The 15290-nt window shown below is 62.2% G+C and carries 11 protein-coding genes and 1 pseudogene; 10 read left to right on the forward strand and 2 right to left on the reverse strand.

Annotated elements, in window-relative coordinates; all coding sequences use genetic code 11:
- Positions 1 to 304: 304 nt before the first annotated feature.
- Together AC0L2B_RS17665 and AC0L2B_RS17670 are read right to left on the reverse strand one after the other, a co-directional pair.
- Positions 305 to 2380, reverse strand: coding sequence for a mechanosensitive ion channel domain-containing protein (locus tag AC0L2B_RS17665; protein ID WP_473746265.1), 2076 nt, complete (start codon positions 2378 to 2380; stop codon positions 305 to 307).
- 118 nt (positions 2381 to 2498) lie between these two features.
- Positions 2499 to 2858: pseudogene (locus AC0L2B_RS17670) on the reverse strand (hypothetical protein); the annotation flags it as partial.
- A gap of 586 nt (positions 2859 to 3444) precedes the next feature.
- On the opposite strand from AC0L2B_RS17670, the gene AC0L2B_RS17675 reads away from it, so the two are divergent.
- From AC0L2B_RS17675 to AC0L2B_RS17720, 10 genes are all read left to right on the forward strand, one after another.
- On the forward strand, positions 3445 to 5082 hold the full coding sequence (locus AC0L2B_RS17675; RefSeq protein WP_473746266.1) for an arylsulfatase: 1638 nt from the start codon (positions 3445 to 3447) through the stop codon (positions 5080 to 5082).
- Between the two features lie 73 nt (positions 5083 to 5155).
- On the forward strand, positions 5156 to 5755 hold the full coding sequence (locus AC0L2B_RS17680; protein ID WP_473746267.1) for a hypothetical protein: 600 nt from the start codon (positions 5156 to 5158) through the stop codon (positions 5753 to 5755).
- Between the two features lie 56 nt (positions 5756 to 5811).
- Positions 5812 to 6819: an HAD family hydrolase gene (locus tag AC0L2B_RS17685; protein WP_473746268.1), complete on the forward strand. Its 1008-nt coding sequence runs from the start codon at positions 5812 to 5814 to the stop codon at positions 6817 to 6819.
- A gap of 54 nt (positions 6820 to 6873) precedes the next feature.
- Complete coding sequence (locus AC0L2B_RS17690; RefSeq protein ID WP_473746269.1) at positions 6874 to 7848, forward strand: formylglycine-generating enzyme family protein; 975 nt, start codon at positions 6874 to 6876, stop codon at positions 7846 to 7848.
- 315 nt (positions 7849 to 8163) lie between these two features.
- Complete coding sequence (locus tag AC0L2B_RS17695; protein WP_473746270.1) at positions 8164 to 10071, forward strand: DUF3604 domain-containing protein; 1908 nt, start codon at positions 8164 to 8166, stop codon at positions 10069 to 10071.
- A 14-nt stretch (positions 10072 to 10085) separates the two neighbouring features.
- Entirely contained in the window at positions 10086 to 10835 is a 750-nt protein-coding gene (locus AC0L2B_RS17700) for a hypothetical protein (protein WP_473746271.1), read from the forward strand.
- Positions 10836 to 10843: 8 nt separating this feature from the next.
- A complete protein-coding gene (locus AC0L2B_RS17705) occupies positions 10844 to 11692 on the forward strand; it encodes a peptidyl-prolyl cis-trans isomerase (protein ID WP_473746272.1) in 849 nt (282 codons plus the stop codon).
- An 8-nt stretch (positions 11693 to 11700) separates the two neighbouring features.
- Positions 11701 to 12705, forward strand: coding sequence for a HupE/UreJ family protein (locus tag AC0L2B_RS17710; protein WP_473746273.1), 1005 nt, complete (start codon positions 11701 to 11703; stop codon positions 12703 to 12705).
- Between the two features lie 99 nt (positions 12706 to 12804).
- The gene (locus AC0L2B_RS17715) at positions 12805 to 14187 is read left to right on the forward strand and encodes a DUF3300 domain-containing protein (RefSeq protein WP_473746274.1); all 1383 of its coding nucleotides are present in this window, start codon (positions 12805 to 12807) and stop codon (positions 14185 to 14187) included.
- A gap of 20 nt (positions 14188 to 14207) precedes the next feature.
- Positions 14208 to 15194, forward strand: coding sequence for a DUF2950 family protein (locus tag AC0L2B_RS17720; protein WP_473746275.1), 987 nt, complete (start codon positions 14208 to 14210; stop codon positions 15192 to 15194).
- Positions 15195 to 15290 lie beyond the last annotated feature (96 nt).

A 15290-nucleotide genomic window follows, 5' to 3' on the forward strand; every position in this document is an offset into this window, starting at 1 on the left:
GCTGATATTTATTGCCGTCGTGCTGGTCGCCATTCATCTAGTCCAGCGCGTTTATGAATTGCCGCGGCAGGCGGTTGTCGCCTCAGCCTATGTCATCGGGACGATCGCAGCGTTCTGGAGCATTGAGCGCTTTGATTCAATGTTCATGTAGCGGGCGTGGAGCGACCCCATGGGTACAATGAAATCCGAGCAGCGATCCGATCCGCAGGAAGGCTCTGACCCGTGGGTGGATGCTCGCCCCGCTTCATGCCTTTCTCAGAAAGGTCAGGCCGAGTTCGGATGACGCGGACAGGACCGCGCAGCTCTATGGCGTGTCGCTCACCGCCTCCAAGGGGGCCTTGCTCTTTTTCAGGATCTGATTTGCCTGATGAGCAGCGGCCGCAGTTTCCCCGCCACCCTCGACGTGAACGGTGGGAACCGCGATCTTGATACCGTTTTCCGCGAAGGCCTTCCTGATCATCATGAGTGCGCGCCGCTTGATGCCGAATTGGGTCCCGGGCTTCGTCATCAGCTTCATCCTGAGAACGATCGCATAGTCCCCGAAATTGTCGATGCCCTGCATCTTGAGCGGCTCGATCGTGTCAGCCGCAAATTCAGGATCGGCTGCCAGTTCCTGGCCTATCTTCTTGATCAGCTTGCGCGCCAGGTCCACGTCGGAATCATAGGTCACGCCGATCGTGATCTTGTCGAGCACCCAATCCCTGCTCATGTTCTGGACCGCCCCGAGTTCACCGAACGGGACGGTATAGACGGGGCCGCGATGATGACGCAGACGCACCGACCGTAGGCTGAAGGACTCGACCGTGCCTTTGTAGCTGCCGCTCTGGATGTATTCACCGACCCGGAAGGCGTCGTCCATCATGTAGAACACGCCGCTCAGCACGTCCTTGACCAGGGTCTGCGAGCCGAAGCCGATGGCGATGCCGAAGATGCCGGCGCCGGCAATCAGCGGGAGTATCTTCACGCCGAGCCCAGCGAGGATCGTTAGCACGGTGACCGCGGCTATGAACACGGCAAGGGCGTTGCGGAATATCGGCAACAGCGTGCGCAGCCGGCCGCTGCGAGCCAACTGGTCGGCGCTGCTCACATCCGCCGTCGCGAGGTTCGTGTGATATTCGATCAAGGCCTTCGACAGTTGCCAGAGCAGGTCAGCGATCAGCAAAATGATGATGCCGTGGAGCAGCCCGGTTATCAGGAAGCCGGCGCTTTCGCTGCCGGCGAGGCTCGCGGCCCTGATCCGCCAGATATAGGCAAGCCATGCGACTGCCGCGGCAATGACCACCGCCCTGGCGCCCCTGACAATGAGCACGTTGAGTGCGACGCCCATCGCGCCGCTGCGCTTCGACCTGCCGGCGAAAGCCTGTGCCGCGGCGCCGACGCCGCGCAAGGCTGTCGGCAGCACCAGGGCGAAAATCCCAAGCCACAGGACGCCGAGCAGGCCGGCGACCCAAGCCATCCAGAGCACGATCAGGAACAAGGTGAGAAACCATTGCTTGACCAGAGAGCCTCGCCCGTCGGGCCGTTGCCAGACGACCTCGATTGCGGTCGCCAGAACGCCAAGCCCGAACAGGAAGGCGGCGAGCTCTGCAGCCTCTTGAGAGAAGCCCAGGCCAGGCATGAGGCTGGCGATCGCCCAGCCGAATAGCAGGAACCCGGCCACAAGGCTGACACGCCACCGCCAGAAACGGGTCGAAGCCTCACTTTCGAAAAGCCGAGTCGGCCTGTCCGAGGGGGCGCTTGTCGCACCGCCGAACGCAAACAGCAATCGGGCTGCCGCGCGAACGATACGGAACGCGATGAACGCAAGAAGCAGGGTCAGAATGATCCTGCGGAGCAAGGGTGGCCATCCGAGTGCCAAGAACGATCCGGCGCTGGCGAGAGCAAAAGTCAGCAGGGCGACAGTCTCGAAGAGGACCGCTTGTCCGGCGTCTTCCTGAGCAACCGCGCTCCTCGTCCTGGCGAGCGCTCGTCGGACCGCCCACTCGGCTCCGAAACCGACCGCGATCAGGACCGCCAGGATGCCCATGACCAGCCCTGGCCTGCCGGAGTTCACGTCACGCGAGACAATTTCGGCGGCTCGCGAAAATTCTTCCGGCAGGCGCGGGATCGCGGCGCCGAGCGCACCGATACGGGCACGAATACCCGTCTCCACGCTCAAGATGTCCTCGGAAATGGACAGGCCGGGCTCGTCCGTGGCCGCTGGAATCTTTCCCTCGAGCCATGCCTTTAGTTCCGGATCGGACAAAAGCTCGAGGAACTGCTTTGCCTTTTCGGGCGCAAGGTCGGGGGAGGGCAGTTGAGCTAGCGAAGTTCCCTGCAAGAGCGCTAGCAAGAGCACGACGACAACTGGCAAGAACCCGAGCCGTAGCTTGTAATTCATGAGTGCCTCGAGTTTTGAATGCCGCAGCTGCACATATTGGCTCCTCGCCCCTTTTATGGGCCCTGTTTTGGCTGCATGCTACGTCTCCGGGCAGAGTGGCTGCAAGCTAAGGGCGCAGTCAAAATCCATCGGACTCTTTGTGCCCATAAAACCGGACAACGAGTCCCAGAATCGGACCTTGCTGCACGACATCGAGGAAACCGCCGTCGTTGCTGTAGTCGACGCCCAGTGCCTGGTACCCGATGACCGATGAGATTCGATCATTGAAACGATAGCCGATCGCCACGGCGACATCCAATTCGATGTCGGCTTCGCCGACGCCGACGAGCCCCACCGGTCAGATAGACCTTGGGCGTGACCGGACAGTTCCGCGAAGACCGGCCATGGCATCCACCCAGATTGCGCCGTCGCTTCGCGAAACACGGTTGAGAAGGCCGCCGTTGAAGGAGAAGTCGGAGTCGACCGACCACACCCTAACGTCGCGGAATGCCTCATTTGCGGATCGCAAATTCGGCATGCGGCAGGCGTCGCTTGCCGCCAAATATCACAGCTCCCTGCCACGAGTTTTGCCATTTGCTGCCATAGCGCCATCCCTTATGCGCTAGAATGCGCATAGTCTTTTTGATGGTGCCAGTATCAGTATGTAAGTTACGCAGTCGGACTGTTGCTTGGTGAAGCTGTATCCGCCGATGGCCGAGGATTGACACGCTTGTGGCAGCGGTCCTCAAAGAACCCGCAATGTCTTCCCGATCCGACCCAAGGCCATTGCGCGATATATCGGCGCCGGGAATTGGATCTCCCTGCTGTCATTTGTCCCGTCGAGCTAGACCGTATCCTGGATAGCCCGCTTTCGATGCAACCGAGCGGATTCCGTCCGTAGGTTACCGTTAATTACCTTCCGCCCCGAGCGGCAATAGGCGAACCTCACGAAGGGCGATTTTGTCGGGGGCATGTCTGAAGCGTCCTGCCACCAGTTTCGTCTCGTCGACAGAACGCGGAGCATGCCAGGGAACCGAAAACTCGGGTCATCCTGGAAAAGCGGTACAGTCAAAGGAGGACGTCAGATGAGTGACAAGCAGGCGAATCCAGACCGACAACCGAACCGGCGCGACATTTTGCTGACCGGAGGATCTGTGCTCGCCATTTCGGCTGTCGTATCCGGAATAGCCACGAGCGCGAAAGCTCAAGCAGCCGGCGCAAAACCCAACATCCTCGTCATTTTCGGCGATGACGTCGGTTATTGGAACCTCAGCGCCTACAACCGGGGCATGATGGGCTATCGCACGCCGAACATCGATCGGATCGCCAAAGAGGGGGCGATCTTCACCGACCACTACGCCCAGCAGTCCTGCACAGCCGGGCGCGCCGCATTCATTACCGGCCAATCCTGCTTCCGCACCGGCCTGCTGAAGGTAGGCCTGCCGGGTGCCAAGGAAGGGCTGTCGGAGAAGGACCCGACACTTGCGGAACTGCTCAAGCCGCAGGGCTATGTTACCGGGCAATTCGGCAAGAACCATCTCGGCGACCGCAACGAGCATCTGCCCACCGTTCACGGCTTCGATGAGTTTTTCGGCAATCTCTATCACCTCAATGCCGAGGACGAGCCTGAGCATCCCGACTACCCGAAGAATCCCGAGTTCAAGGCCAAGTTCGGTCCACGCGGCGTGATGAAATGCAAGGCCAGTGCAACCGACGATCCTACCGAGGATCCGCGGTTCGGGCGCGTGGGTAAACAGGAGATCGAGGACACCGGTCCGCTGACGAAGAAGCGCATGGAAACCGTGGACGAAGAGTTCCTCGGCAGCGCGCTCAACTTCATCGACCGCTCGAACGCCGATGGGAAGCCGTTCTTCTGCTGGTTCAATTCGACCCGGACCCACATCTACACGTTTCTCAAGGAGGCCTCGAAGGGCAAGACCGGCTTGGGCATCTATGCGGACGCCATGGTGGAGATGGACGGCATGGTTGGCCAGCTTCTGGGCAAGCTCGATGACCTCGGCATCGCCGACAACACCATCGTCCTTTGGACGACCGACAACGGCGCGGAGGTTTTCTCGTGGCCGGACGGCGGCACCACGCCCTTCAAAGGCGAGAAGAACACCAACTGGGAAGGTGGCTACCGCGTGCCGTGCATGATGCGCTGGCCGGGCGTCATCAAGCCCGGAACCGAAATCAATCACATAACGTCACACGAAGATTTCGTGCCGACGCTGGTCGCAGCCGCAGGCGAACCAGACGTGACGGCCAAGCTGTTGAACGGATACGAAGCTGCTGGCAAGACGTTCAAGGTGCACCTGGACGGCTACAACCAACGCGACGTGTTGGCCGGCGAAGGCGAAGGCAAGCGCCACGAATACTTCTACTGGACCGATGACGGCAATCTCGCCGGCTTGCGTTACGAACGTTGGAAGATGGTCTTCCTCGAGCAGCGCGAGGAAGGACTGGCCGTGTGGGAGAACCCGCTGATTCCGCTGCGGTTCCCGAAGCTTTTCGACATCAAGGGCGACCCGTTCGAACGGGCGCAGACGGACGCCGGGGAATACGACAGATGGCGTGTCGAGCACGCCTTCGCGCTCGTGCCGGCACAGGCTTATGTCGCCAAACACCTGCAGACCTATGTCGAATTCCCGCCGCGGCAGAGGCCCGGCAGCTTCGCGCTCGACCAGGTCCTGGCGAAACTGCAGGAGGGTGGCAGAAACTGAGTCTTCGCTCTGAATAGGCCGCGCTCGCAACTATCGGCAGGCGCGGCCTCCAAGCCAACTCGGAAGCAGATCAATGGCAGTCGCGAACAACAATCCTTCGACCGAGACCATTGCTCAGAGGGCAAAGAACGAGCTGCGCGAGTACGCGCTCCTGTCCTTGTATCTATTCGTCTGCTTTGGTGCGCTCATTCTCTACAAGGCAGCGATCCTTGGCGAGGAGGGCATCAGCTATCTGCCATCAGGGCTGGCGGCCATCAAGGCACTGATCCTGGCGAAGTTCATAATGCTCGGGCAGATGATCCGATTGGGAGACCGGCGCGGAGGAGGCAGAATCGCCTACGTCATAGCCTACAAGGCCTTGCTCTATCTGATCCTGCTTCTCGTTCTCTCGGTCCTCGAGGAAGTCGTCGTCGGTTTGATTCATGGGCGATCGGTCGCCGCCTCGCTCGCTGAGTTCGGAGGCGCCAAGCTGCCTCAGACGCTGGCGACAAGCCTGATCATGCTGCTGATATTGATCCCCTATTTGGCGTCCAGGGAACTGAATGTCGCCCTTGGCGAAGGCAGGCTCTGGACGCTGCTGCTCGAACGCCGCGACGGACCTCGGTCAGCCGGTTTAGCAGCTGCCGCGAAAGAGCCAGGCCCAACGAACCCGAGCGATCACCCTTACCAGTGATCGCTTTTTGATGATGGCGCTCCTGATGGGCGCTGACCTACAGGAGACATCAAGCTATGACCAATCTTGCTTGCGCCGCGAAGCGCTACCTGGTGTCCATCCTCCTGTTGCTGGGGGTCGCAGGCTCTGCCACTGCGCAGGGCGCCGATCAGTTACCTTCCTGGAATGATGTCCAGTCCAAGCAGGCCATCGTCGCCTTCGTTGAACGTGTAACTGCGGAAGGCGCGGCAGACTTCGTGCCCGAGGCAGAGCGCGTCGCCGTCTTCGACAATGACGGCACCCTGTGGGGCGAGCAGCCGCTGTACTTCCAGCTCCTGTTCGCACTCGATCGGGTCAAGGCAATGGCGCCGCAGCATCCGGAGTGGAAGGACAAGGAGCCCTTTGCCTCGTTGCTCAAGGGCGACGTGAAAGCTGCACTCTCAGGCGGCGAGCCGGCGATCGTGGAGATTGTCATGACCACCCACTCAGGTATGACAACGGTGGAATTCGACCAGATCGTTCGCGAATGGATTGCCACCGCCAAACACCCGAAGACCGGCCGGCTCTACACGGAGATGGTCTACCAGCCGATGCTGGAGCTGTTCACCTATCTTCGCGGCAACGGTTTCAAGACTTTCATCGTCTCAGGCGGCGGCATCGATTTCATGCGTCCATGGACGGAGAAGGTCTATGGTATACCGCCCGAGCAGGTCGTCGGCAGCAGTGGCAAGACCAAGTTCGAGATGCGCGACGGAACGCCGGTGCTCATGCGGTTGCCGGAAATCAACTTCATTGACGACAAGGCCGGCAAGCCTGTCGGCATCCACCAGCACATCGGTCGCCGGCCAATCGCGGCGTTTGGCAATTCGGACGGCGACCTGCAGATGCTGCAATGGACATGCTCGGGACCTGGCCCGCACTTTTGCCTTTACGTGCACCACACCGACGCGGAGCGCGAATGGGCCTACGACCGCCAGTCGCACATCGGCCGTCTGGACAAGGGTCTCGACGCTGCAGCCGATTCTGGTTGGACGGTTGTCGATATGAAGGCCGACTGGAAGCAGATATTCGCATTCGAGAAATAGGACGATATGGACGAGGGCGGTGCATGTTCCAGAGGTTGGGATGCTGACAGGGCAATGAACCGAGCCATCGAACAAGATACTCAGGCTGTTGTGGCGCCCGGTGAACCGCCATCTCCCGGCATGGTCTGGATCTCCGGAGGCGAATTCCTGATGGGCTCGGACACGGCCTATCCGGAAGAAGCTCCGACGCATCGCGTGCGTGTCGACGGCTTCTGGATGGACCGCTTCACGGTGACCAATGCCGAGTTCGAGCGCTTCGTCACTGAGACAGGCTACGTGACACTTGCCGAAAAGCCTGCCGATCCGGCGGACTATCCCGGCGCCTTGCCCGAGCTGCTGTCGCCGTCCTCCACCATGTTCAAGAAACCGGCGGGGCCAGTCGACATGCGCGACCACTATAACTGGTGGGTCTATGTCGCCGGCGCCAATTGGCGCCATCCGCGCGGACCGGCGAGCAAGATCACGAAGCTGATGGATCACCCTGTCGTGCACGTCGCCTTCGAGGATGTGGGGGCTTATGCCCGGTGGGCCGGCAAGGAATTGCCCACCGAGGCCGAATGGGAATTCGCCGCGCGCGGCGGCCTCGACGGCGCCGAATATGTCTGGGGCGACGAGATGACACTGGGCGGCAGGCACATGGCCAACACCTGGCAGGGCGAGTTCCCTTACCGCAACACGACGGAAGACGGCTTCGAATACACAGCGCCGGTGGGCTCATTCCCGCCCAACGGCTACGGCCTCTACGACATGGCCGGCAATGTCTGGCAGTGGACGACTGACTGGTATCGAGAGCACGGCAAAATCGACGGCCCGTGCTGCACCGCCGCCAGTCCGCGCGGCGGCACGCGCGAAGGCAGCCTCGACCCGCGCCAGCCGGACATCAAGATTCCGCGCAAAGTCACCAAGGGCGGCTCGCATCTGTGCGCGCCGAACTACTGCCGCCGCTATCGGCCTGCCGCGCGCATGGCTCAGCCCATCGATACCTCAATCTCGCATCTCGGGTTTCGCTGCATTGCACGCAGGACGTGAACTACGAATGAGGTGTCATCAGACCGATGTTCCATCTTCAGCTTCGCGCTCTGCCAATCGATCGGAAAAAGCAGGGCATGCGCGCCGGCGAAAAGAGCGGCCTTACCTCATCGCCTCGGAATAGCACTGTAGGATACCGTTAGTTACGTCCCCTCCCGCAAGCTTGTGTGCCACCCTAGCGTCCACGCTTTGGGGATCGGCCTGCACGGCGCGCTGCATGGGGAGGAACGCATGGGCTATTTGTTGCCGAGCCGACTGGCTGCTTCGACGATTGGGACGCGGAGATTCCAGCGACGCCTGTTCTGCAGTGTGGCGATGACAACTGTCCTTGCCCTCTCGCCGGCAGCGGCGCAGACGAATACCGACGCCGGCACCCTCGACTCCACTGCCGTCGCGCCAAGCAAGGCGCCGGGCTACTCGCCCTATGCAGGCCGCAACTTCCCGAGCCGCGTGTTCTGGGGCGACACGCATCTTCACACCAGCGCGTCGATGGACGCCGGCGCCTTTGGCAATCGGCTCGGCTTCGATGAAGCCTACCGCTTCGCCCGTGGCGAGGAACTGACATCCTCGGGAGGCTTGCGCGTGAAGCTGTCGCGCCCGCTCGATTTCCTTGTTATCGCCGACCACTCCGACAATATGGGCTTCTTCCCGGCCCTGTTTTCAGGCAAGCTCGAGATGCTTGCCGATCCGACAGGCCGCAAATGGTACGATATGGTCCAGGCCGGTGGCGAAGAGGGCGTCAAGGCGGCACTCGACATCATCGACAACTTCTCGCGCGGCACATTTCCCCCGGCGCTGCAGTTTCTTCCGGGCTCGGACGGATATCGGTCAACCTGGGATCAGATGATCGCCGCGGCGGAAAAATACAACGAGCCGGGGCACTTCACTTCGTTCATCGGCTATGAGTGGACGTCCCAGGTGCCGCCCGGCAACAATCTGCACCGTGTCGTGATCTATCGCGATGGCGGCGACAAAGCGAGCCAAACTCTTCCCTTCACGACCTATCCGCCGCTTGGCAGCACCACCCCGGAGGATTTGTGGAAGCAACTTCAGGCCTATGAGGACAAGACCGGCGGACGGGTTCTGGCCATTGCACACAACGGCAATCTGTCGAACGGCTGGATGTTCCCGACGGAGACCAACCCGGCAACAGGCCAGCCCCTGTCCGCGGAATACGCCAAGACACGTGCCCGGTGGGAGCCGCTCTACGAGGCAACGCAGATCAAAGGCGACGGCGAGGCTCATCCCTATCTCTCGCCGACCGACGAATTGGCCGGGTACGAGCTTTGGGAGGTGGGCAATCTGAACCTCAGCGAACCGAAGAAGCCCGAGATGCTGCAGAGCGAATACGCCCGCACGGCCCTGCAGACTGGCCTCCAACTCGAGGCGAAGCTCGGGACCAATCCCTACAAATTCGGCATGATCGGATCGACCGACAGCCACACCTCACTCGCTACCGCCGAGGAGGAGAATTTCTTCGGCAAGCATTCGGGAAACGAGCCCAACCCTCATCGGGCGGATCATGAGATCATGCGCAATGGCGATCTGGCCCTGACGGGATGGCAGATGGTCGCTTCCGGCTATGCCGGCGTCTGGGCGACGGAGAACACGCGCGAGGCGATCTGGGACGCCATGCGCCGCAAGGAGGTTTACGCCACCACCGGCCCGCGCATGCTGGTGCGTTTCTTCGGCGGCTGGGACTTTACCGAAACCGACGCGCAATCGCGCAGCCCGGCCTTCGCGGGATATGCCAAGGGCGTGCCCATGGGCGGCGACCTGAGCGAGGCGCCCGCCGGCAAGGCACCGACATTCCTCGTCGCGGCGCTCAAGGATCCGCTTGGCGGCAATCTCGACCGCATCCAGATCGTCAAGGGTTGGGTCGACGCCGCCGGCGTTCGCCAGGAGAAGGTCTATGACGTTGTCTGGTCCGACAACCGGGCGCCGAGAGCCGACGGCAAGCTTCCGGCGGTCGGCAATACGGTCGACGTGGCGACGGCTACCTGGACCAACACGATCGGCGCTTCCGAACTGATCAAGACGTGGACCGACCCGGAATTCGATCCCGCGCTGCGCGCGGTCTACTACGCCCGTGTCCTCGAGATCCCGACCCCGCGCTGGACGGCCTATGACGCTGTACGCTTCGGCGTAAAGATGCCCGCCGACGTGCCGATGTTCGGACAGGAGAGGGCCTATACGTCGCCGATCTGGTACACGCCGGGCTGAGGGAGGCGACGTCTATGGAGAAAAATGCTCCGGCAAACCCGCGCCGCCGATGGCGGCGCGGAGCACTCGCGGCTTCGGTTCTTCTGGCCGCGGCCGTCGCGCCGCCTTCGGCTATAGCCTGCGGCTACGAGAACCCCAACGATCTTGCCCTCGGCCTGTTGAACTGGGTTTTTCCGAAATCGCTCCATGTGCGAACCGCCGTCTCGCAGGCTGAGCAGGCCGGCATACTGCCGCCGCGCCCCGAGAATCCAACAAAGAAGGATCTGTTCGGGAGCGGATTCCGCCTGGCCGCCGAGAGCATGAAGGGGCTCGGCGCGCGAATGAACGCTGCCGCTCCGGCGGCCGGCAAGAGGCCGAGCTTCTCGGTCGTGCTGATACCCGCCGTGATGTGGACAACGTATACCCCCGCGGAGGCAGGTTATTCCGTCCAAGTCCACGCCGATCGCCCGGCAAAGGGCGACATTGTCATCGTGACCGACGAAAAGGTCGTCCGCGCGCTTGTTGATGGATCTTTCGACGCCGCCGCTGCCGAGAGCCACGGATTGGTTCGATTCTACGGTCCGAATGACCGTCAGGACCAGGTCCGAGCGGCACTCGCCGCCCTGGCAACTGCGTTAAGCCGGCCCGGCGATCACGGCATGCCAGCGCCGCGGGCACACGTATCCGGCCCGCTCTGCTGCGGACCGGCCGACCACGACGTGTCGATACTGCAGGCGGGGGAATCCGCCCGGCTGCACTCGTTGCCTTCGGCCGAGCGAAAATGAGGAGTGCCATGATGCTGCTACGCGAGCCGCTGCTGCATTTCCTCGTCATTGGCGCGGCCCTCTTTGGGGTGTACCAATGGGCTACCGGTGACGAGACGGCTCCTGGCGAAATCGTCGTCAGCGCCGGCCAGATCGCCAGCATGCAAGCGATTTTCAGCCGCACCTGGCAACGAGAGCCGACCGCAGCGGAAACGGATGCCCTGGTCAAGGACTACATCCGCGATGAGGTCTTCTATCGTGAGGCGATCGCGATGGGCCTCGACCAGGACGATGCCATCATCCGTCGCCGCATGCGCCAAAAGTTGGAATTCGTCGCCGACCTGACACTTGACGTCGAGCCGACCCACGCCGAGCTGAAGACCTTCGTTGCCGACCATCCGGACTGGTTCCGTGCCGAGCCGCATATTTCATTCAGCCACGTCTATTTCCGGACAGGCGCGAGCGCCCCGGACGTGGAGCGGTTGCGCGAAGCCCTGAATACCGGGACGGCCGATGCATCGGAAGTCGGCGACCCGTTTATGGCAGGCTTCGACTTCCGGGGCCTCGCAAAATCGGACGTGGAGCGAACATTTGGCGAGAACTTCGCGGCATCGATCGACCGCTCGGCCACCGGGGTTTGGCAAGGCCCGCTGACCTCGGCCTACGGCGTGCACCTGGTTCGCGTCAGCGAACGTGTCGAAGCGCGTCAGCGTCCATTCGAGGAAGTTCGCGAGGCAGCGCGGCGGGAATGGCTTCACAGCCGCAAGGTGGCAGCCAATGACTTGCTCTACGACAAGTTGAAGTCTCGATACGTCATCACGGTTGCGGACGGGACGAAGCAGGCCGACGGACAAAAGCTTGCCGAGGCCGCGCCATGACCCGCCTGTTGGCTGCCGCCTGGCTGCTGCTGACCATGGTCACGGGACAGGCTGAGGCGCATGACCTCCGCCCTGCCTATCTCGCGATCACCGAGAGTGCACCGGATAGCTATTCAGTCCTCTGGAAAGCGCCGGCGATGGGCGGGCTGCGGCTGGCCGTCTACCCCAGGCTGCCGGAGGATGCGGCCGAGACAACGACGCGAGAGAGTGTTTTCCTGAACGATACTTACGTCGAGCGCTGGACGGTCCATGTGCCGACTGGCTTCGCGGGCAAGACCATTGCGATGGACGGTCTTGCCTCGAGTCGTACCGACGTGCTGGTGCGCATCGAGAGGCTAAGCGGCGAAACCAGCACCACTCGTCTTACGCCGGCCAGCCCCGCCTTCGAGGTTCCGGCGTCGGCCGGACCCGCTCAGGTGGCGGCTGCCTATCTCTGGCTGGGCGTCGAGCACATCCTGAGCGGCATCGACCATTTGCTGTTCGTCCTGGCGCTGCTTATCCTCGTGCGCGGCTGGAAGCGTATCGCCCTTGCCGTCACCGCCTTCACAGTCGCGCACAGCGTCACGCTCGCGGCGGCCACGCTCGGCTTTGTCCACGTGCCCGGTCCGCCGGTCGAGGCGGCGATCGCGCTCAGCATCGCCCTCGTCGCGGTGGAGATCGTCAATTCGACGCGAGGCCGACAAAGCCTGACTGGCCGGCTACCGTGGCTCGTCGCCTTTGCCTTCGGCCTGCTGCACGGGTTCGGTTTTGCCGGCGCGCTGAGCGAGGTCGGTTTGCCCGGTCACGCCATCCCCGTCGCGTTGCTGTTCTTCAATCTCGGGGTGGAGCTCGGGCAACTCCTTTTCATCGCGGCCGTCATGGGTTTGTTCGCGGCCTTTAGCCGGCTGTGGCTGACATTCGTCAGCCCCAAGGCGACCTGGTCCGGCGCCTGGCCGCGGCTGGTGGGCGCATACTGCATCGGCGGCGTCGCTTCGTTCTGGCTCGTCGAGCGCGTCAGCGGGTTTGGGGTATGAGGTGATGGCTGCCTCAGCGTGGCTGGATCGGTCGAGCTCTATTTCGGCCACAGCCGTCGGCCGGGTGCAAACAGCAGCTTCGACAGGGAGGATAGAAGCATGACGGGCAATGAGATATTGAAGATCGGCGCTGCGGCGCTGGCGCTGCTGCTTGCCGGGTTTGGTTCGGCGCACCCTGTCCTTGCACAAGAACAGGTCGCGGCGGCTGACGCTTCGGGTGATGCGACGATTTCGCCGGAGCCGCTGAGCGCCGACGAGATGGAGGTCCTGGTTGCGCGGATCGCGCTCTATCCGGACGAGCTGATTGCGGTGATCACGGCTGCTGCACTCTATCCGCTGCAGATCGTCGAGGCGGCACGCTTCCTCGAGCGGCACGAGAAGGACAAGAGCCTGAAGCCCAAGGAGAGCTGGGACGGCTCGGTAGTGTCGCTGCTCAACTATCCGGACATCGTCAAGATGATGAGCGACGACCTCGAATGGACCCAAGCGCTCGGCGATGCCATCGCCTACCAGCAGAAGGACGTGCTGGTCGCCATCCAGCAGTTGCGCGACGAGGCGGTCGCCAAGGGCGTCATCAAAACCGACGACAAGATCCAGGTCACCAAGGAGAACGACAACGTCGTCATCAAGTCTGCCAGCCCCGAGGTGATATACGTCCCGCAATATCCGCCTCAGATGCTTTACGAGCCGGGCTATGTGTGGGAGCCGATCCGCTACTATCCCGACCCCTATCCCTACTACTGGTATCCCGGAGCGACCTTCTTCGCCGGGGCGGTGACGGGGGCTATCTGGGCCGCCGCCGTCGACTGGGACGACTGGGGGGTATGGGGTGGAGGCTGGAACGGCAACGACATCGATATCGACTGCAACAACTGTTTCAACAACCGCGACTTCAACGGCAATATCAACATCAACGACGTCGACTGGAAGAATGTCGATCGCAGCAAGATCAAGATCGACCGCGATCAGTTGAACAAGTTCGACCAGAACAACATCAAGAACAGGATCGAGAAGAATGGCGACAACGCCATCCGCGACCGCGCCCGCGACATCAAGAAGAACGACAGCCTCGCCAACAGGGCGCCGGGCAAGACGGCGGGAACGAGAGACGTGCGCAAGAGCACGCTGGACGGGCTGAAGGCGAAGCCCGCCAACGTCACCCGCCCCGCCAAGCCCGCCAACATCCAGAAACCTGCGGACAGGCCTACCGCCAATCGCCCGGCGGCGAAGCCGGTTCTCGGCGACCGCCCGAGTGCCAATCGCCCGGCGGCGAAGCCGGCCAAGGTGAACCGTCCGGCTGGAAAACCGAAACCCGCGGCAAGGGTCGACAGCCGGCCGAAGAAGCCTTCGGGGCTTGGCAACGTCGATCGCGGCAAGGTGACCAAGGTCAGCTCCAACCGCGGCCATCAATCAATGGGTGGCGGCGGCCGTGGTGGCGGCCACAAGCAGATCAAGCGCCCCAGTGGCGGACGCCGGCGTTAACGGAACGGGAGGACAGGATCATGATACAGTTATTTGGCACCCCCCGTCACACGGGAGTTTTTCATATAATCCTTCTCCACTCTGTCTGCGCCGTGGCACTTGCAGTGGGCATCACTGTCTCGCAGCCAGCCGCCGCACAGGATGCGCCGGAGGCGCCGGAGATCACCGCCTTCGCGGCCGCTGCCGAGCCGCCCGTCTTCGGCACGCCGGAGGCGGCTGTCGAGGCGTTCAAGAAGGCGCTGAACGACGCCGGCAACGGTGCGGTTGCGGCCCTTCTCGGCCTCGATGCGGAAAAGCTGAAGGCCGACGAGAACGCGGAGGAGACACTGGCGGCGATCAAGGAGGGTGTGGCCAAGCAGCTCGTCCTCGATGGCGAGGGCGACCGACGCACGCTGCAGATCGGCGACAAGTTATGGCCGCTGCCTTTTCCGATCGTCAAGGGCTCGGACGGCAAGTGGGCTTTCGACACCTATGCCGGGCTCGAAGAGATCGTGAACCGGTATGTCGGCGAGAACGAGCTCACCGCGATCGAGACGATGCGCGCCTATGTCGACGCGCAGGAGGACTATGCGTCGCAGGACCGCGACGAGGATGGCGTGGAGGAGTTCGCGCAGAAACTGATCAGCTCGGAAGACGCGACCGACGGACTCTACTGGCCGACAGACGACATCAACGGCGAGAGCCCGGCTGGCGGTAATATCGATCAGGCCGAACTTGAGGACGCGGCCAAGGGTGAAGGCTATTTCGGCTACAAGTACAAGATCCTGACCGGCCAGGGCGACCAGATCGCCGGCGGCGCCTACGACTACGTCATCAACGGCAACATGATCGCCGGCTTTGGCCTTATCGCCTGGCCGGCCAAATATGGCGAGACGGGCGCAAAAACCTTCGCCGTCAACCAGCACGGCGTCGTCTACGAGGCGGATCTCGGGCCAGCCACCGAGCAGATCGTCAAATACATCGACCGCTTCAATCCGGACGATACGTGGCAGGTCGTGGGCGACTGAGAGAAATGGATCAAAAGCCGGGTTATTTTCGAGTCGATCGGCAAAACCCTGCGCTGTGGCAGAAGAGGTGGTATGGAATTGAGCTTCGCATTCATG

The sequence above is a fragment of the Mesorhizobium sp. WSM4815 genome (genome assembly GCF_055811575.1).